Raw genomic sequence first — 19,009 nt, 5'->3', positions numbered from 1 at the left:
CAAAGACTTTATCCACGGTTTTCGCTACTATTCGCCCTTAAAGGCACCCTTGAGTATGAACTAAGCATATCTTTCTCACGCCCGGTTCATACCGATTGCCCCATTTAACCCCTCATACTGTGGCGCAAGTTAGCTCCGCCACAGTGACCCATTACAGTGTTAAGGAAAGTAGTAACCAGTCGTAGAAAGGTCAGCTGTTGAACCAGGAAGGAAACAGCCCGGATTTGCCGGAGCTCGTCGCAGCCTACGCAGATGCGACCGCAGCCGACAATTCCCTGGCCACGCGCCAACTGGAATCAGTTTTCGCGCATCATTTCTACAACCCACAACTCTTTTCTGCTCCGGAAGCCCACGGCGTTACCGAACACGTCGGCGCGTTTTACCGCATAGTCCGCGAGGTCACCGAATCGCTCGGCATGATGACAGCTGCGCACGATGCCGCCCTGAACTGGATGGTATGGGCATCCGATAACGACAATGTGCCGGAGTACTGGCGCGCCCGGGCACGGCTGGCAGCAGACGAAGCCCGCCGCTACACCACCTTTATCGCCGATGGTCCAACCTCTGCTGCCGCAGAGACCGAAATCCCCCTCATCGCACGCATGAGCAGGGAAATCACCTCGTACCGGGCACTCGTGCTTGCCGACGATCTGGATGCCCCAACCAGCAGTCACAGCGCGGTGACCACGGATGCGGATGGGCTGCGGCCGCAGGAATCGTCGGCAAGCGAAGAAGCGGATGAACCGTTTAGCCCCCGCCAGTGGAAGAAGCGGGCGGCACTGACTGACGCGCTGATTCGGATTGCGAGCGCCTTGCGAAAGGTCAACCGTGAGGACTTGGCACAGGAGCTGCACGAGATGATTCGGGCACTGCCGAATGAGGATAAGTTTGAGTCGATTGCGCTGGCGAAGACTCTAACGGAGGCATCACTGCTGCACCGAGCCGGGAAGGTCGTCGACGCAGCGCGACTTTGCGCCTCACAGCTCAATGCAATCGGTAACCGCTCCGTAATCGCGGGCCTTGAGCTGAGGCAGAATTTGGCACGGTACTCGATAGAGACCGGTAATAGCGATACCGCGTTCCGAATGCTGTCGAACAACGTGGCAGTCGCGGACCAGCACAGACTGGACACTGACTATATTCTCGCGGTTCGTGAGATGGCAGACATCAACTTCGAGGTCGCACACAACAAACCCGATGCCGAGGAGATGCTGAAGCTGACTCAGCGCGCCCAGGACGTGTCAGAAGACTACCCCGACTGTGAAGTCACCATGGAAATCGCGCTGCTGAAGGCAACGGCACTGTACGAGCTCGGAGATTTCCGCCACGCCGGCCAGGAAGCGGAGTCGGTTGCAAAGTGGTCTGAGCCTACCCAGGATTCCGCGCGTACTGATTTTTCCTGTGCTATTGCGGCGGAATCGGCAGTCCAAGAGGGAAATACTGAACATGCGGCAGTGCTCTTCGACGCGCTGGCCGATATTCGTGCCGGATACTCGTCACCGATTTCACCTGCGGAAACTCTGATGAATGCCGCACTATCACTCAGTAACGTGGGCGCCACAAGTGAGTTGACCGACCACCTGATGGAACGCTCACGTGGCTACGTGGTTGGGTCCTGGGAATCGGCCAAGTGGCACGAAGCGCAGGCGCTGCTGTGCTGGTCTGTGTGGGACAACGACGGCGTGTACAAGTACTCCGACGAAGCTGCCGAGCTTTTCTTAGAAGCCCACGCCCCTGCCGACGCGGCCCGCACACTGACTATCGCGGTGCGTGCTGCTGCTAGTGATAACAATGAGGAACGCGCCCGCCGGTTCGCGATTCGCATCGGCGACCTAGTCGGCCCGGATCACCCGGTGCGCGATGAAGTTCGTGAACTAATGCGTAGCTTTTCAAACCCGGATTAACAGCGCATCCGGCTGTACAGGTCTGAAAAGCAAAGCAGTTTTGCATCTTCCCGATGCCACGGGCGAAGATAGTCCAATGGTCTGGTGGGAAGAAGAAAACTCTGAGTCTGAAATTCAAGTTGGCGATTGGGATGCCGGCATCGCTGCCGACCACGTGTCAGTGAATTCGGAAAACGCATCAGCAACGGAGAACTCGTCCGATCCCTTGGACTTTCCTCCCCTGCCCAATCCGCTAAAGGCATTGCCGGACTCCCTCCCGGAGCTGCTGGTTATTTCCCGCAAGGCCGGTGCCACGCTCGACCACGTCACCAGTTGGCGCGCTGTCACCAAGTTCGCCCACACGCACTGGTTGGCCGACGCGCCTACCAACTCCCCCGATGTCATTGGCGAATTCCACGCACTTAGGCATGCAGTTGCCGACCAACTGGAATTGGTAGAAGAAGCCGCTGCTGCACGCGCCGAGTGGCTGCGCTGGGCAACTGAGGCCAACATCCGCCCCGCGATCTTGCACGCACGCTCCTACGGAGCATTCGCCGAGGCTGAGGCCTTCATCGACGCCAACCCAGGTGATGCCATCACCGGCCGGCGCCCCGAGGACTCCGAAATCCCTGAGCTGATCAGCCTTGCTAAGGGCATCGTCGCCACCACTCCACAGCCCGGCGAGGCCTATTACTACCTGGTCAGCGCGGCTGTTGCCGGCGCCGCAGCATCGCTGGCGCGCCGGGCGGAAATCGCCGGTCAGCTCTCTGAATGGTCCGCACGCTGGGCACCAAAGCGAAGCAGTTTCGACGACCGGAAGCTGTTGGAGGCGCAGCTCGCGCACAGCCGTGGTGAGCTGCGCAGGGCCGCCCGCATCGCTGCCAGCGTCGCAGCGGCTCCTCAGTCGGAACCCGTCACCACGACGATTGAAGCGCGCCAATTTCTGGCTTTTCTCTCTCTGGAAGCTGGTGAGGAAGCGGAGGCAATCCGCCAGCTACGCCCAATCGTGCAGGCTGGTCTCGATGCAGGACTCACGGTCGCGGTGCTTCGCAGCGTGCGTCTGCTCTGTGCGCTTCTCAACGCCCACGGCGATTTCGCGGAATCCGCCGAATTTGCCCGCCGCGCGCTCGCCAGCGCCGAGGGCATGCCAGTCAACCCCATCACCATGGATATCCAGCTCGTTTTGGCCCGCAGTCTCCTCGATGCCGACGAGGTTGACGAGGCACTGCGCTTTGCCGAACCAGTTGCGCACTGGTCAGCATTTACTGCCGATGAAGAACGCACCGACGCGGCGTTTTCTATTGCCTCCACAGCCGCGGGGCTCGGCAATAATCCCCGCCAGGCGGCAAAGCTGCTCATCGAACACGGCGAGCACCTTGAACGCAACGGCGATACCAAGGGCGCTGCCAAGGCCTACCGTCAGGCTGCGCGTTCCATCATTCATGTCATTGACCTGGTCATTTCCGAAGAGGGCTCCGAATTCACCGGCGAGATTGTCTCTGAGGACGCTTCCGCCGCCATTGACCACACGCTCAACGAGGCTGAGGACCTTCTGCTGCGTTCTCAGAAGCTCATCTCCGACGACTGGTCACTCGCCGACTGGCACGACGATGCCGCCTACGTCTTCTACTCCGCTGGCCGCGACACGTTGGCTATCAACCATGTGGAAGCCGCCGCGAAGGGCTACCTGCAGTCCGGCGATGGCGAGGAAGCCGCCCGCGCGCTGCTGGCGGGGGTTCGCTACCGTCTCGACGCGGGTGATTCCGACGGAGCCGCCGCCTATGCTCGGCGCGTCGAAGAGCTTCTGCCCCGCGACGTGTGGGAAGGCCATCCTGTTCTCGATGCCCTTGACGTCATCATCATTCAGTCGCTTGACGACGAATACTAGCGCCCCGCCCACTTCGGTACTGGCGGTGACACAAAGTAGAGTGTTAGGTCATGACTACTTCTGGTGATTCCGCGACTTCTAGCCCGCAGCAGCTTTTCGACGCCGCCACGGCATTGGCTGAGGAAAACAACCTCTGGGAAGCAGCCCTAACTCTGATGCAGGGGTTCGAGGAACTCGGCGACAAGGCTGATGCCCCGCAGACCGACAGTCTGGGGCGCCCCATCCGTGGCTCTGCACCAAAGCTGATGGACAAGGCCGCGGATTGGTTGGATCTGCTGGATAACCTGGAAAAAGACGGCTTCGAGCCGACCGCGGACACCCCACCGCGCCACTTGCGCTGGGCGATGTGGCACACCTTGAACGGCCAGGCAGAGATTCGTCGAGGACATCAGGGGCGCGCCATTGATCACCTGGAGTTAGCGGCGGGACTTTTCCAGTCCGACAAGCTCAATATCCAGGCCGTGCCTCTGCTTGCACAAATTGCACAGTGCCACCTGCATTTGGGCGATGTCGGTGCTGCGGAGAAGGCGCTTTACCGCGCACAGGAAACCTGTGATGAGCAATCACGGGAGCGCTGGGGGTCGGCACTAAGCGAGATTGGGGCAGAGATCGCCCGTCGCCTGTAGGCGAAGCTACGAGGCGAAACCGGGGCTGATTCAGCTACTGCTCGTCGAAGTCGAGTCCGACATCGAACACCTTGGCCGAGTGGGTCAGCGCGCCCACAGCCAGGTAATCGACACCACAGGACGCGTACTCACGAGCCACATCGATGGTCAGTCCACCAGAGGACTCCAGCTGGGTGGCCGGAGAAATCTGCGAGCGGCGCTGCACCGCGATCTGGGTCTCCCAGACCTCGAAGTTGTCCAGCATGACGATGTCCGGCTTCATCGGCAGGATTTCATCGAGCTGTGCGAGGGTATCGACTTCCACCTCGCACGGCAGCTCCGGATACTGAGCCCGCACCCTCTTCAACGCACCGGACACGGAACCGACGGCCACCACGTGGTTGTCCTTAATCAGTGCCTCATCGCCCAATGCATAGCGGTGGTTAATTCCACCACCGCAGGTCACCGCATACTTTTCCAGGTTGCGCAGACCCGGCAGTGTCTTTCGGGAATCGCGCACCCGCGCACCGGTGCCAACGATTGCGTCAGCCCACTGGCGCGTCGCAGTAGCTACACCACTGGCGTGCGTGAGGATATTCAGCATTGTCCGCTCAGCAGTCAGCAACCCCCGAGTCGGCGCAGAAATCGTTGCCAGCACTGTGCCAGGACGCACCAGGGTGCCATCTTCAACGTGCTTTTCGACGGTGAACTCACCCGAGATGACCTCCTGCAGCGTCCACTCCACCGCATCGATAGCCGCGATAACGCCCTCTTGCCGGGCCACCAGCCGGGCGCGTGCCTGCGCAGCTGCCGAGACTGTCGACAGCGAGGTCACATCCGGCCCGAAGCTCATATCTTCCTGCAGTGCCGTCCGAATGAGTCCGCGGGTGATGTTTTCGTTCAGCACCCCGCGCAGAGTGTCCTTCTCAAGAGTCATGGCTAGCTAATCCCTGTCCTTTTCAAACCAAGTGTGGCACCCCAAAGTATATGGTCGTGCCAATGCCGCTTCGACAACTTTCCTTGCGGCTACGACCTGAACCGATTGCGGGAGCCGATCGATAACCGCCAAAGCCTGCCGCAAACTCTGCTCATTGCGCGTTACACCAGCACCTTCCTGCATCGCAGTCTGCAACCGGAAAAGCTGGCGCGGTTCCAGTTCCGGCCGTGGCTGCGGCAGGCCTTCAACCGCCGCTGCGAATTCCTCGTCCCCGACCGGCACAGCGTGTGTTTCAGCGACTTTTTCGGCCACCCGCTTGCCGACGACCAGTCCTTCCAGCAACGAATTGGAAGCCAACCTGTTGGCACCGTGCAGCCCCGTCGCGGAGCATTCACCGGCTGCAAAGAGACCCGGCACGCAAGTTGCACCGAATGGGTCGACGGCAATGCCACCACAGGTGTAGTGGACCGCCGGGGCCACGGGAATGAGGTCCTTGGTCGGATCAATCTCCGCTGCGGTCAGGCCCGCTGTAATCGTCGGAAAGCGGACGGCGAAGTTGTCGATGTGACGTGCGTCGAGGAAGACATGGTCCTCGCCGAGCTGGCGCATGCGAGTCGCGATGGCGCGCGAGACGATATCGCGCGGAGCCAGGTCCCCGCGAGGGTCAACGCCGGCGGTCACACTGTTTCCCCGGGAATCGACGAGGATGGCTCCTTCACCACGGACAGCCTCGCTGATGAGATGGCGTCGGCCGGTGCCGTCTGATGCCGAGCGCTCGTCATAGAGCACTGTCGGGTGGAACTGGATAAACTCCATGTCACGAATCTCCGCGCCAGCGTCGGAGGCCATGCCGATAGCCTCACCGCGGGCGCCCGAGGGCGCCGTGGTCGCGCGGTAAATATGCCCCACGCCACCGGTAGCCAGCAGAGTTGCACCTGCGCGAATAGCGCCGCCACCGCGGGGATCCGCTACCAGCGCCCCCAGCACGCGGCCGTCTTTGCCAACGATGAGCTGGCGCGCTGTAGCGTTCTGCAGTACTCGCACGCCGGTAACTGAGGCTTCTAGGGCGCGCTCAATTTCAGCACCAGTGGCGTCACCACCGGCATGAATGATGCGCCGCGCGTGGTGTCCGCCCTCTTTGGTGCGGGAATATACGGCCGGGTTATCCGGCGCCGGGTCAAATGTGCCGCCTAGCCCAATCAGCCACTCGGTCGCCGCAGCGCCGGCACGGATGATAGAAGCCACGGCCCCTTCATCGCAGTGGCCGGCACCGGCATCGATGGTGTCCGCGATATGGGAATCAGTGGTGTCGTCGAACCCATTGGCCACACGGCCGCTGGGGTCGTCGTCAAGCCCGACGACCGCGAGCCCGCCCTGTGCGAGATTCGTGGCGGCATCGGCGAAACGCAGCTGTTTGCGGGCACCGACCCGCCACTCGACGCTGTCGATAACCAGCACGTCGAGGCCGAGCTCAAGGGCCCTACGCGCAGCACTGAGCCCTGCGACTCCCCCGCCGATGACGAGGAAGTCACACGTCAGTGTCCAACTGTCGAATGATGGGCGCAGACCAAACGTGTTACTCGCCCCCGCCTGGATTACCGATGGCGATCATGCGCTCGACCGAGGCGCGCGCCTTGTCGGCGACCTCAGGGGCGACGTCGACCTCATCGGTGCCCTCAACGAGGCAGCGCAGCAGAGCCGCCGGGGTGATGAGCTTCATGTACGAGCAGGAAGCGCGGTCGTTGACTGGCTCAAAGTCGACATCCGGTGCGGCCTTGCGCAGCTGGTGGAGCATGCCCACCTCAGTGGCCACGAGCACCTTGCCGTTGGGCTCGTTCTCCTTCAGCTTCTGCGCCTCGGTCAGCATCTCGCCGGTGGAGAGCATCTGCACGCGCTCCGGCTCAATAGTGCCTTCACCCGCGAGGTAAATCGCAGAGTTCGCGCAACCGCACTCCGGGTGGATGAACAGCTGCGAATCGGCGTTCTCTTCCGCGCGGTGCGCGAGTTCCTCACCGTTGATGTTGGCGTGGACGTGGCACTCACCAGCCCATACCTTGATGTTGTCGCGGCCGGTCTCACGGCGAACGTGTGCGCCGAGGAACTGATCCGGGTTGAACAGGATCTCTTGGTCTTCCGGGATGGACTTGACCACGTCGACGGCGTTGGAGGAAGTACAGCAGATGTCGGTCAGAGCCTTTACGTCTGCCGTGGTGTTGACGTAGCTGACCACCAGTGCGCCGGGATTCTCAGCCTTCCACTCGGCCAGTTCGTCTGCAGTGATGGAGTCCGCCAGGGAGCAGCCGGCGCGCTCGTCCGGAATAAGGACAGTCTTCTCAGGGCTCAGAATTTTGGCGGTTTCCGCCATGAAGTGGACACCACAGAAAACGATGACATCGGCATCGGTTTCCGCAGCGATGCGGGAAAGCCCGAGGGAATCGCCGGTGTAATCGGCAATATCCTGAATCTCCGGCAGCTGGTAGTTGTGCGCAAGAATTACGGCATTGCGTTCGCGGGCGAGGCGCTTAATCTCCTGAGCCCAGCGCTCATCTGCAATTACGCCACCGTAGCGGCCATCTTTATCGACTACCGATTCGTACAGATCCGATTCAAGGCGCGGCAGGCTGGAAGCATTGGCCGCAAGGCTGGTATTCACGGAAAACTACGTCCTTACTTCAATGGGCTGTGGCTACGACCGGAGAAAACGCCGTCACCGTTACCGGCAACAATCCCCGGAGGCATTCGCAGCGGACTCAAACGGGCAAGTGCAAGAGACCTAAGCTCGCCACACAATATCGAAAATGCCCCTAAAACGGGGCGAATACCGGCATCGAGGACGAGCCTATTTCCCAAAATTGTAAGGCTTGTATAAGCCTATTTCCCAATAACTACCCCTGTTCAGTAGGAAGTAGTGCTTTACGACGGCCCCCGCGCAGAACCTCACTGTCTCACTTAGTGACCGAATCTGCGTCCGTAGCATTGTCCGCAGCGCTCTCGTTGCCTTCCGTGAAGTCCGTTTGGAACAACACCCGGGACCACAGTGCGAGCATGGCAACCAGTGGCGCGACCAGCAGTGCTACATAGGTTTTGAAGTCCGGAATCACCGCGAACTTATCGCCCGGCTGCATTCCCGCCAGATCCGGCTGGAGCAATGCCGCAACCGACTGACCGACAAGGTACGTCACTGCTGCGCTCATCAACGCGGAGAAACCTGCCCATCCAATTGCTGTGAGCATCTGTGCAGGGGTCGTGATGGCACGGTTTCGGAAGGTAGTGATTCCCAGCACCAGGCCGCTGAGGGCAGTGACAGCAACAAACCAGAGCAGCCCAATAAAACCAGCGTCAACGGTTTCCTGAATAATCGCTAGTTGGTTATTGGGGAGCATTTGCACTTGCTGCTTGGGTCGCAGAAACGCCCAGGCCACTCCCGTTATCGCTCCCGTTACAACGGAGAAGAGAACAATACCCGAGGCCATTGCCACGCTCTGCTTTTCAACGTGTGGGACTCGGGTATTTTTCATAGTCATAGTTGACAAACTTACCTCACGGCGCGCATCCAGTACTAGCGCGCCTGAACGGCGCACTTGCACAACCAGCACCTTTTATCGCTGCTCCAACATAACGGAGTCTACTTCGCCGTGGCGCGAGCACTTTGCAGTCCAGCCGTCCGGACGCACCTGCACCACCATCCGACGTCCACAGAGCTGGCAGAACCGAGGTGCCTCCAATCCAGCTTTTGCACCATAAGAGCGTTCGCGCACTTCACCAGCTTGGAGGTCGGCGCCGGTAAAAGGATCGAACTTGGGCTCGTCTCCCAGCACCATGGCCTGTAGCAGCTCTGTGGAGTCGACTTTCCTACTCCGCGTCGCGCGCGGGCTAGATGGCCGAGGCTTAGACAGTTGCATTGAGGGCCTTAATTGGAAGTCGTACCTTGCCAAGCATGTCCAGGTCCTGTTCTGCTGGACGACCGAGCGTAGTCAGGTAGTTGCCGACAATGACAGCGTTGATACCGCCGAGCAGCCCCTTTTCTGCACCCAGGTCTCCCAGGGTGAGCTCACGACCACCAGCAAAACGCAAGATAGTCTTCGGCAGTGCCAAACGGAAGGCACCGATGGCACGCAGTGCATCCTTAGCTGGCATCGGCTCGCGACCGGCGAACGGAGTGCCCGGGCGCGGGTCGAGGAAGTTCATCGGCACCTCGGTCGGGTTGAGCGCCGCCAGGTCCTGAGCAAACTCAGCACGCTGCTCAAGGGTCTCGCCCATACCCAGGATGCCGCCACAGCAGACTTCCATGCCAGCTTCGCCGACCATGCGCAGGGTGTCATGGCGCTCTTCCCAAGTGTGGGTGGTCACGACCTGCGGGAAGTAGCTCTTGGCGGTCTCAAGGTTGTGGTTGTAGCGGTGAATACCAGCCTTGGCCAGGCGATCCACCTGTTCCTGCGTCAGAATGCCCATCGATGCGGCCACATTAATGTCAACCTCTGCCTGAATGGCGGCGACGGCCTGTTCCATCTGGCTGAGCAGTCGCTCATCCGGCCCCTTTACTGCAGCAACGATGCAGAACTCAGTCGCACCAGACTTTGCAGTCTGCTTGGCGGCGTCCACCAGAGCCGGAATATCCAGCCATGCCGAACGCACCGGGGACTCGAACAGACCCGACTGCGAACAGAAGTGGCAATCCTCTGGGCAGCCGCCAGTCTTCAACGAGATAATGCCTTCAACCTCGACCTCTTCGCCGCACCACTTCAAGCGCACCTCATGAGCCAGCGCCAGCAGTTTCTCGATGCTGTCGTCGTCGAGGTTGAGAACCGCCAGGGTCTCCTCGTAGTTCAGCCCCTCTCCGCGGGCGAGCACCTTTTCGCGGGCGAGTTCCAAAATGTCCTGCTGCTGTTGAGTCATGGGGGCGACACTCCTTGAGGCTGGGGATAAAACTTGAACACTGTTTGAGAAGTTGTTCAGTTATCAAACTTAATACCGCATCTACAGAATGTCGAACAGGGTTCAATTCCCGTCGTGTCGCGGTTTTACGCTCCGCATTTCAGTCTTGAGACATCTTCCAGATGATTCTTCTTTCGTCTACGGTAGGCAGTGTGCAATTGACCAAGGACATCATTGTCGACGCAGCTCTTACCATTCTCAACGAGTATGGACTCGGCGATCTCACAATCCGCCGCCTGACTCGCCACTTGGGTACCGCCGCTGGCGCAATGTACTGGCACTACCCTTCCAAGCAGGCACTGCTCGGCGCCGTCGCTGACCGCATCTTGACTCCCTGCACAGAGTTTTCCGCCACAGGCGATTGGCGCGCCGACACCGAAGCCATCGCCGAGCTGCTCTACTCCTGCCTCACCGCTCATCGGGATGGCGCCGAGGTCGTCTCGGCCGCACTGGCTACGGGCTCCGCCACGATTCGCCCCGAGCAATTGCTTGCCGACGTCCTGGAGAACGCACCCGAAACCTCCATCAGCACCCCATCAGCGACTGATACCGCGTCCGTCCTCGTGTATTTCATTCTCGGCGCGACAGTCGACCAGCAGACAGCCATCGCGCTTAATCTGAACGGCGCCAAGTCTGTATCTGACACGGGTGACACTAATGGCGAGAACAACGCTAGTACGGGCGCTGCGGCCGAGGCTTCCTCTGAAGATGCCGCTGAACAGGCAAAAGAGCTCGGTCGCCAGCGCATTGCACTGGGAACCGAGCTCTTTATCGCCGGAATTGCGGGGGTTGCCGGGATTAAGGGACCCGCAGGTCAGTAAGCCCCACTGAAGCATTCACGGTCATAGCCAAACCCTGGCATTAGAGCACCAGAGCTGCTACCCAACCAGCTGCCAGCAGCGGCAGGTTGAAGTGCAGAAAGGTCGGGATAACCGAATCGCGAATGTGGTCGTGCTGCCCATCGGCATTGAGACCCATCGTCGGGCCGAGCGTCGAGTCCGATGCTGGCGAACCAGCGTCACCCAGAGCACCTGCAGTACCAATGATGGCGACGGTAGCCATCGGCGAGAAGCCCAGCGACAAACACAACGGCACGTAGATGATGGAGATAATCGGCAGCGTCGAGAAGGATGAACCAATACCCATCGTGACCACTAGACCGACGACCAACATGGCGAATGCAGCGGCAGGCTTGTTGCCCGCAAACAGGTCTGCAGTGGCGGTCACCAGCGGCTCGACCTGGCCGGACTCTGACATCACCGAGGCGAAGCCCTGTGCGGAGATCATGATGAAACCAATCAGGGCCATCATCTTCATACCGGCAGTGAATACGTCGTCCGCCTCACGCCAGCGCACGGCACCGGTAAGCATGAAGATTGCCAGACCAGTGAGCGCACCAATCAACAATGGATCGGCATCGGTCTCCATAGAGTTCATCACAATCTGGACGACGAAGGTCACCACAATCGCAACGAGAGCAACGATGACTCGGTACTTCGACACCGGTTCGTCAGACTGGGATTCCACGCGCGAGGACTCGGCGATTGGCAGATCTTCGTAATGACGTGGCTTCCGGTAGGAGAAAAACACAGCAATGGCCAGACCCGACAACATACCGAGAGCCGGGATGCCCATCGTCATCATGATGTTGATATTGGAAACATCAAGACCAGCATTCTCGATATTCCCCAGCAGAATGTCGTTCAGGAAGATAGAACCGAATCCGACCGGAACCCACATGTAGGTGGTGATCAAACCGAAGGTCATCACACTGGTGATCATTCGGCGGTCGATGTTGAGCCGGTTAAACACCGGCAACAGCGGCGGAATAATCAGCGGGATAAACGCGATGTGAACTGGGATGAGGTTCTGCGACATAATCGCCATGGCCAAAATACCGGCCACCATACCCCACTTGGTCCATGCTTCTGCCTTAGATTTAGCGCCTTCATCCTCTGTGCCAATCTTGGCAATCAGCCAATCGGCCAGCAATTTGGGCAGCCCAGAGGACGCCACTGCCATGGCAAAGGCACCCAGCATGGCGTAACTCAGGGCAATCTTCGCACCACCAGAGAGGCCTTCCTGGAAGGCAACCATTGTGGCATCGAGCCCCATACCGGCGGAAAGACCACCGACCAAGGCGCCAATAAACAGCGCTAGCACAACGTGTACCCGGCAGACCGCCAGGATTAGCATCACCAAAACGGCGAGAAGAACGGCATTCATAAGGAAAATATTAAGGCAACCTTAAGTATTTCCAGCAACCGGGGCTAGAAAGATTTCACCCCAAAATCTTTACACCCCGGCTAATGCGACTAATCAATCGAGACGAGTCCCTGGCCGCCCTGCACTGCGTCACCGACTTCGACATGAATAGAGCCGACGGTGCCTGCAGCCGGGGCCGTAATCTCGGTTTCCATCTTCATTGCCTCGAGAATGAGCAGCACCTCCCCGGCCTCAATCTTCTGGCCTTCCTCGACCAAAATCTTGCTGACCGAACCTGCCAGTGGCGCCACCACCGAATTGGCGGAGACACCCGAGACACTAGCGGTGGCCGGCTCAACGGAAGCGCTAGACGACCCACCCAAAACGATGGGCGAAAGACGCTTGGGCTCCTCAACTACTTCAACGTCGACATCGTAGGCAATGCCGCCGACAGTCACTTTCAATTTCATGGCTCAACAATCCTCACGTAGCAAAAGTCAATGAGTCAGGCTCAAATAAGTCGGTTATCGAAAATTTCCAACTAACGCAGGTTGCGCTGCTGCTGGATCTGGCGGCCCTGCGCAGCCCACGTCTTGTGGCGGTTGTAACGAATTGCCTTCACCTTGCCGCGATTGCCTAGGTACGCAGACACCGCTGCCGAAATGGCGATGACAGTGTCCTCGGGGATATCTGCGTCCACGCGTTTGCGCAGTTCAGCCAACTCGCTTTCTGCCTGATTCAGGCGTGCCGTGGCCTTCTGCAAGCTTGTCGAGGTCGCATCCAACCGGTCGGTCAGTTCAGCGACGAGCGCTCGCAGCTCCTTAATCTCACCGATGCTGTCCGACATTACTGTGGCCCCAATCCGTGCTTCTTGGCCGGGCGAACCTCACGCTTGTTGCGCAGAACCGACAGTGCGTCAGCCACACGCAGGCGAGTTTCCGCCGGGTCAATCACGTCGTCGACCAGTCCTCGCGAGGCAGCGACATACGGCGTCGAGAAGCGTGTCTTGTAATCGGCGATACGCTCGTCGCGCACGCGCGCCTGCTCTTCCTCGTCGCCCGCGGCCGCAATTTCCTTTCGGAAGACCACGTTGACCGCGCCTTCTGCGCCCATCACCGCAATTTCTGCGGTCGGCCATGCGAATACGTAGTCCGCGCCGAGGTCCTTCGAGCACATCGCCAGGTACGCACCGCCGTAGGCCTTACGCATGACGACGGTCACCTTGGGCACAGACGCTGCGGAGTATGCGTAGAGCATCTTTGCGCCGTGGCGGATGATGCCGCCGTGTTCCTGGGTGACGCCCGGCATGAAGCCAGGAACGTCAACCAGGGTGACCAGCGGGATATTAAAGGCGTTGCAGAAGCGGATGAACTTTGCGCCCTTGTCCGAGGAATTGATGTCCAACACACCGGACATCACGTTCGGCTGGTTGGCGACAAAGCCCACGGTACGGCCCAGAACTCGACCAAAGCCGACAACCAGGTTAGTGGCAAAACCCGCCTGGCACTCGAGGAAGTCGCCATTGTCGGCGATACGGATGATGACCTCGCGGACGTCGTAGCCCTTTTTGCCGTCCACAGGGACGATGTCGCGGAGCTCTGAATCCGGCTCGGCATCGAATACCGGATCAACAACCGGCGGCTCTTCTGTGTTGTTCTGTGGCAGGAAGCTTAAGAGCTTCTGCGCAATTAGGATGGCCTGCTCGTCATCGTCGGCAACGAAGTCGATATTACCGGCCTTAGCCATGTGCGCATCAGCGCCACCGAGCTGCTCGGAGGTGACTTCCTCGCCGGTCACAGACTTAATAACGCCCGGACCGGTGATGAACATCTGTGCCTTGCGAGTCTGAATGATGAAGTCGGTCAGCGCTGGCGAGTAGGCAGCGCCACCAGCACATGGACCTGCAATGATGGAAATCTGCGGCACCAGACCGGACAGCCAGACATTATTGTAAAAGACCTGGCCGTAGCCCGACAGAGAGTCAATCCCCTCTTGAATGCGAGCACCACCGGAGTCGTTGATAAACACGAACGGAGTGCCGTTGTCGGCAGCGGCACGCATAGTGGCTGCAACCTTGCGGGACTGCGTTTCACCAGCGGAGCCACCCATGACTGTGAAGTCCTGGGAGGCCACGTGCACTGCCCGGCCGAGAACCGCGGCAGTGCCGGTGACCACACCGTCGGCAGGCGCATCGGCGGTATCCATGCCGAAGTCGGTGGTGCGGTGAGTCATGAACATGCCGGTTTCACGGAAAGTGCCCTCGTCGACGAAGTTGTCGATACGCTCGCGGGCAGTCATCTTCCCACGTTCGTGCTGCTTGGCCTGCCGGGCTTCACCGCCACCGGCCTCAACACGGCGACGCTGAGCATCCAAATAATCCAGGCGCTCCGCCATCGAGGCATCGACGCCCGGCGCGACGGCATCCGCCGAAGTCGGCTGGTTTGCTGAACTTTGCGACATTGCTATCTCTTCTCCCGATGTTCCTAGGCGGGTTCCACCTGGACGGTCTGCGAGCGACCGCCGACGGTGACCTTGTAGCGAATTGGCTCGCGAATGGCATTGGCTGCACCAGAGGCCTGCTCTGCCTCGCGCTTGAGCTGTTCGACAGTCTTACCGACGTTCTTCGGCCCTTCGCCGCGCGTGGTGAAGAATCCCGGTGCGACAGATGGGAACAGTGCGTTGGTCAGGACGTCTTCCGCGGTGCCGTTGTAACCGTCGAGCTCCTTGGCCTGCTCGACCAGGTCGTCCCACTCTGGCTCGAGGAGATCAGCCGGACGAACCGTGATTTCTTCCTTCTTGGTCTGCTCCGCTGCCTGCTTGATCAGCTCTGGGTTGCGCTCACCCGGGCACTGCCCGTAATAGCCGAGCATGAGGTCGGCGAACTCAGCCGTCATAACCTTGTAGCGTCCCATCAGTACGTTAAACACAGCTTGCGTGCCGACGATCTGCGAGCTCGGAGTCACCAGCGGCGGGTAACCGGCGTCCTTTCGGACAATCGGTACTTCACGCATGACCTCTTCGACGCGGTCGCCCGCGCCCTGGGCCTTGAGCTGGTTTTCCATGTTCGACAACATGCCGCCAGGAATCTGCGACATGAAAATGTCGGTATTGACCAGGGTTTTCGACTCGAACTCTGCGTACTTCGGACGCACCTTGCGGAAGTGGTCACGAATGGTGATCAGATTATCCATGTTCAGGTCGGTGGTGTAGTCGGTTCCCTCCAACATTTCCACCAGCGACTCGGTCGGGTTGTGTCCCGGCCCCAGCGACATCGACGAAATTGCTGTGTCCACGACATCCGCACCAGCTTCGATGGCCTTCATCAAAGTCACCATGGTGACACCGGTGGTCGAGTGACAGTGGACGTTAATCTGGGTGTCCTCGCCGTAAGTTTCCTTGATGCCACGGATGATGTCGTAAGCCGGCTGGGGTTTCAGCAGCGCTGCCATGTCCTTCAACGCAATGGAGTCCGCCCCCATATCCAGTAGACGACCAGCGAGCTTAACGTACCCGTCGACGTCGTGAAGCGGAGACGTCGTGTAGCAGATCGTGCCCTGCGCGTGCTTGTCGACGTTCTTGACCGCGCGCATGGCGTGCTCGAGATTGCGTGGATCGTTGAGGGCGTCGAAAACACGGAATACGTCCATGCCGTTTTCAGCGGACTTTTCGACGAACTTGTCAACCACCATGTCCTCGTAGTGGCGGTAGCCGAGGAGATTCTGACCGCGCAGCAGCATCTGCAGGCGGCTGTTCGGCATCAGTTTGCGGAATGTCCGCAGTCGCTCCCAGGGGTCTTCGTTGAGGAAGCGAATGCAAGCGTCGAAGGTTGCGCCACCCCAGCACTCCACACTCCAAAAACCGGCCTTGTCCATTTCTTCACAGACATCGACCATGTCTTCCATAGCCATTCGCGTTGCCATGAGGCTCTGATGAGCGTCTCGGAACGCTACTTCCGTTACACCAATGGTTCGTGGACTCATAATTCCAAAAGTAAAGGCCTTTGGGAATCTTCGCGCGTTGGTGACCGCGAATATTGGGGATTCGGCGCCCACCAAGGTGCGTTTAGAGTGTCAAATTGCCCACTTGCAGGGTTAAATACTTATTTTCGCGCGAACTTTACGCGCTTAACCGTTCAACTCGACTTTTTGTCTGGGGGTCGTTTCTGCGAAGTGCGCTCGACGAATAGGACGGTTTGCGCGCCCACACGGGACTGAAAATGGCTCATGTTTTTTACAAAGCGGTTAAGGTAGTCACATGAACCAAGCAAATACAGTCGGCGATTATCAAGTATGGCCGGGTGAGCCTTACCCGCTCGGATCTACCTACGACGGCGCTGGCACCAACTTTGCGCTCTTTTCCGATGTTGCGGAAAAGGTGGAGCTTTGTCTGATTAGCGCCGAAGGCGAAGAAACACGCATTGCGCTGGAAGAAGTCGATGCGCATATCTGGCACTGCTACATCCCGTCCATCATGCCGGGTCAGCGCTACGCCTACCGTGTACACGGCCCATTCGATCCGGCAAACGGTAAGCGTTGTGACCCCAACAAGCTGCTGGTCGACCCATACGCCAAGGCTTTCGACGGCGAATTCGACGGTCACCCATCACTGTTCAACTACGACATTCATGACCACTCGAAGCGCAACACCGAGGACAGCCTGGGGCACACCATGACCTCCGTGGTCATCAACCCATTCTTCGACTGGGGCGCTGACCGCGCACCTCGCACGCCGTACAACGAGACCGTGATTTACGAGGCCCATGTCAAGGGCATGACCATGACTCACCCGGAGATTCCTGAGGAGCTACGCGGTACCTATGCCGGTCTCGCTCATCCGGCGATCATTGACTACCTCAAGGACCTTGGTGTCACGGCTATCGAACTGATGCCTGTCCACCAGTTCCTCCAGGACGACCACCTGCGTGAAAAGGGGCTGCGCAACTACTGGGGCTACAACACCTTCGGCTTCCTGGCGCCACACCAGGACTACTCGGCTTCCCAAAAGCCAGGCGGCGCAGTCAGCGAGTTCAAGGGCATGGTGCGCGCATTTCACGATGCGGGGATTGAGGTTATCCTCGACGTGGTCTACAACCACACCGCTGAGGGCAACCACATGGGCCCAACCATCTGCTTCCGAGGCATCGACAACGAGGCCTACTACCGTTTGGTCGAGGGTGACCGACAGCACTACATGGACTACACCGGCACCGGTAACTCCCTGAACGTGCGCCACCCGCACTCCCTGCAGCTGATTATGGATTCGCTGCGCTACTGGGTCTCCGAGATGCATGTCGACGGCTTCCGCTTCGATTTGGCCTCCACCCTGGCTCGAGAATTCCACGATGTGGATCGCCTCTCCGCCTTCTTTGACTTGGTGCAGCAGGATCCGATTGTCAGCCAGGTCAAGCTCATCGCAGAGCCGTGGGATGTCGGCGAAGGCGGCTACCAGGTCGGTAACTTCCCACCGCAGTGGACTGAATGGAACGGTAAATACCGCGACACTATCCGTGACTTCTGGCGCGGTGAGCCATCCACGCTCGGCGAGTTCGCTTCGCGTATCACCGGTTCCTCGGACCTGTATGCAAACAATGACCGCCGCCCAACTGCGTCGATTAACTTCGTGACCGCGCACGATGGTTTCACTCTCAACGACTTGGTCAGCTACAACGAGAAGCAGAATATGGCCAACGGCGAGGACAACCGCGACGGCGAGTCCCACAACCGTTCGTGGAACTGCGGCGTGGAAGGCCCGACCGACGACGAGCGCGTTCTTTCTCTGCGCTCCCGTCAGCATCGTAACTTCCTGACCACTCTCCTACTGTCCCAGGGCACTCCGATGATTAGCCATGGCGACGAAATGGGACGTGGCCAGAAGGGCAACAACAACGTCTACTGTCAGGACAACCGTTTGTCATGGGTGGACTGGAATCAGACTCGTACTAACTCTGAACTGGTCGAATACACCCAGTTCCTGACTGAACTGCGTGCAGAACACCCAGTCTTCCGGCGCCGCCGCTTCCTGCGCGGTGGCCCGCTCGGTGCGGAAACCGATGATCGTGACATTGCCTGGCTGACCTATGAGGGTCGTGTCATGACTACCGATGACTGGAACTTCGACTTCGGCAAGTCGTTGATGGTCTGGCTCAACGGCGATGCCATCACTGAACCTGATCGCCGAGGTCACCGGATTGAAGATGACTCCTTCCTCCTGTGCTTCAACGCCCACCACGAGGACATCATGTTCCAAATTCCGGGCACCGAATACGCACACAGCTGGGAAGTCATCATCGACACCACAGAGATTACGGGTCGACCGACTCGCGAGCGCATCGTTGAGCCGGAAGGCGAGCTCCGCGTGCCGGCCCGTTCGACCATCGTGCTGATCGAGCGACACTAGCCGCGTCCGCGTTGGATCCTACACAAAAATCCCCTGTCGGCGGAAGACTTTTCTTCCACTGACAGGGGATTTTCGGCTCTGAGTTCAACTCAAAACAGGGTTACGTAGCAAAAATTGAGGGCTGCAAATTTGAAACTGTGCGAGTTTATGACACTTTCAG

General features: G+C 59.2%; 16 protein-coding genes. 5 read left to right on the top strand and 11 right to left on the bottom strand.

Translation table 11 applies throughout. The features are described 5' to 3' along the window. The first annotated feature begins 197 nt into the window (after positions 1-197). The 3 genes from HMPREF3042_RS05885 to HMPREF3042_RS05875 are packed head-to-tail and all read left to right on the top strand — an operon-like array spanning position 198 to position 4,397. Positions 198-1,904 (top strand): hypothetical protein, encoded by a 1,707-nt coding sequence (locus HMPREF3042_RS05885; protein WP_049190029.1) that lies wholly within the window; start codon positions 198-200, stop codon positions 1,902-1,904. A 40-nt stretch (positions 1,905-1,944) separates the two neighbouring features. Further along, the gene (locus HMPREF3042_RS05880) at positions 1,945-3,771 is read left to right on the top strand and encodes a hypothetical protein (RefSeq protein ID WP_246822348.1); all 1,827 of its coding nucleotides are present in this window, start codon (positions 1,945-1,947) and stop codon (positions 3,769-3,771) included. A gap of 50 nt (positions 3,772-3,821) precedes the next feature. Further along, positions 3,822-4,397, top strand: coding sequence for a hypothetical protein (locus tag HMPREF3042_RS05875; RefSeq protein WP_048734664.1), 576 nt, complete (start codon positions 3,822-3,824; stop codon positions 4,395-4,397). 34 nt (positions 4,398-4,431) lie between these two features. Here HMPREF3042_RS05875 and nadC read toward each other — a convergent pair whose 3' ends face one another. The 6 genes from nadC to bioB all read right to left on the bottom strand — a co-directional run bounded on the left by nadC (position 4,432) and on the right by bioB (position 10,209). After that, the gene (gene nadC / locus HMPREF3042_RS05870) at positions 4,432-5,313 is read right to left on the bottom strand and encodes a carboxylating nicotinate-nucleotide diphosphorylase (protein WP_048734667.1); all 882 of its coding nucleotides are present in this window, start codon (positions 5,311-5,313) and stop codon (positions 4,432-4,434) included. A gap of 6 nt (positions 5,314-5,319) precedes the next feature. After that, the gene (locus HMPREF3042_RS05865; RefSeq protein ID WP_246816228.1) at positions 5,320-6,831 is read right to left on the bottom strand and encodes an L-aspartate oxidase; all 1,512 of its coding nucleotides are present in this window, start codon (positions 6,829-6,831) and stop codon (positions 5,320-5,322) included. A gap of 58 nt (positions 6,832-6,889) precedes the next feature. Then, positions 6,890-7,966 carry a quinolinate synthase NadA gene (gene nadA, locus HMPREF3042_RS05860; RefSeq protein WP_070438948.1) on the bottom strand — a complete coding sequence of 359 codons (1,077 nt, stop codon included), beginning with the start codon at positions 7,964-7,966 and terminating at the stop codon, positions 6,890-6,892. 292 nt (positions 7,967-8,258) lie between these two features. Then, positions 8,259-8,837, bottom strand: a complete 579-nt coding sequence (locus tag HMPREF3042_RS05855; RefSeq protein WP_070438944.1) for a hypothetical protein — start codon at positions 8,835-8,837, stop codon at positions 8,259-8,261. Positions 8,838-8,912: 75 nt separating this feature from the next. Continuing rightward, complete coding sequence (locus HMPREF3042_RS05850; RefSeq protein ID WP_070600833.1) at positions 8,913-9,215, bottom strand: biotin synthase auxiliary protein BsaP; 303 nt, start codon at positions 9,213-9,215, stop codon at positions 8,913-8,915. Then, positions 9,202-10,209, bottom strand: coding sequence for a biotin synthase BioB (bioB, locus tag HMPREF3042_RS05845; protein ID WP_049193982.1), 1,008 nt, complete (start codon positions 10,207-10,209; stop codon positions 9,202-9,204). The genes HMPREF3042_RS05850 and bioB overlap by 14 nt, the downstream gene beginning before the upstream one ends. A 191-nt stretch (positions 10,210-10,400) precedes the next feature. Between bioB and HMPREF3042_RS05840 the strand changes: the two genes are divergently transcribed. Next, the gene (locus HMPREF3042_RS05840; protein WP_246822347.1) at positions 10,401-11,069 is read left to right on the top strand and encodes a TetR family transcriptional regulator; all 669 of its coding nucleotides are present in this window, start codon (positions 10,401-10,403) and stop codon (positions 11,067-11,069) included. A 40-nt stretch (positions 11,070-11,109) separates the two neighbouring features. Here the strand turns inward: HMPREF3042_RS05840 and HMPREF3042_RS05835 are convergent, their stop codons facing one another. From HMPREF3042_RS05835 to HMPREF3042_RS05815, 5 genes are all read right to left on the bottom strand, one after another. Continuing rightward, the gene (locus HMPREF3042_RS05835; protein WP_070600830.1) at positions 11,110-12,474 is read right to left on the bottom strand and encodes a Na+/H+ antiporter family protein; all 1,365 of its coding nucleotides are present in this window, start codon (positions 12,472-12,474) and stop codon (positions 11,110-11,112) included. Positions 12,475-12,563: 89 nt separating this feature from the next. Next, complete coding sequence (locus tag HMPREF3042_RS05830; RefSeq protein ID WP_016422964.1) at positions 12,564-12,923, bottom strand: biotin/lipoyl-containing protein; 360 nt, start codon at positions 12,921-12,923, stop codon at positions 12,564-12,566. Positions 12,924-12,994: 71 nt separating this feature from the next. Next, positions 12,995-13,300 (bottom strand): hypothetical protein, encoded by a 306-nt coding sequence (locus tag HMPREF3042_RS05825; protein WP_049182113.1) that lies wholly within the window; start codon positions 13,298-13,300, stop codon positions 12,995-12,997. Further along, entirely contained in the window at positions 13,300-14,913 is a 1,614-nt protein-coding gene (locus HMPREF3042_RS05820; protein ID WP_070600829.1) for an acyl-CoA carboxylase subunit beta, read from the bottom strand. Before HMPREF3042_RS05820 ends, HMPREF3042_RS05825 begins: the two co-directional genes overlap by 1 nt. 23 nt (positions 14,914-14,936) lie before the next feature. Further along, positions 14,937-16,433, bottom strand: a complete 1,497-nt coding sequence (locus HMPREF3042_RS05815) for a methylmalonyl-CoA carboxytransferase subunit 5S (protein WP_070841042.1) — start codon at positions 16,431-16,433, stop codon at positions 14,937-14,939. Between the two features lie 274 nt (positions 16,434-16,707). Here HMPREF3042_RS05815 and glgX point away from each other — a divergent pair, with 274 nt between their 5' ends. Next, on the top strand, positions 16,708-18,849 hold the full coding sequence (gene glgX / locus HMPREF3042_RS05810; RefSeq protein ID WP_070600827.1) for a glycogen debranching protein GlgX: 2,142 nt from the start codon (positions 16,708-16,710) through the stop codon (positions 18,847-18,849). Positions 18,850-19,009: the final 160 nt, after the last annotated feature.

The sequence above is a fragment of the Corynebacterium sp. HMSC074C05 genome (genome assembly GCF_001838325.1).
Taxonomy (GTDB): domain Bacteria; phylum Actinomycetota; class Actinomycetes; order Mycobacteriales; family Mycobacteriaceae; genus Corynebacterium; species Corynebacterium amycolatum.
Note: the sequence above shows the minus strand (reverse complement) of the source record. Positions and strands in the feature narration are given on the sequence as shown.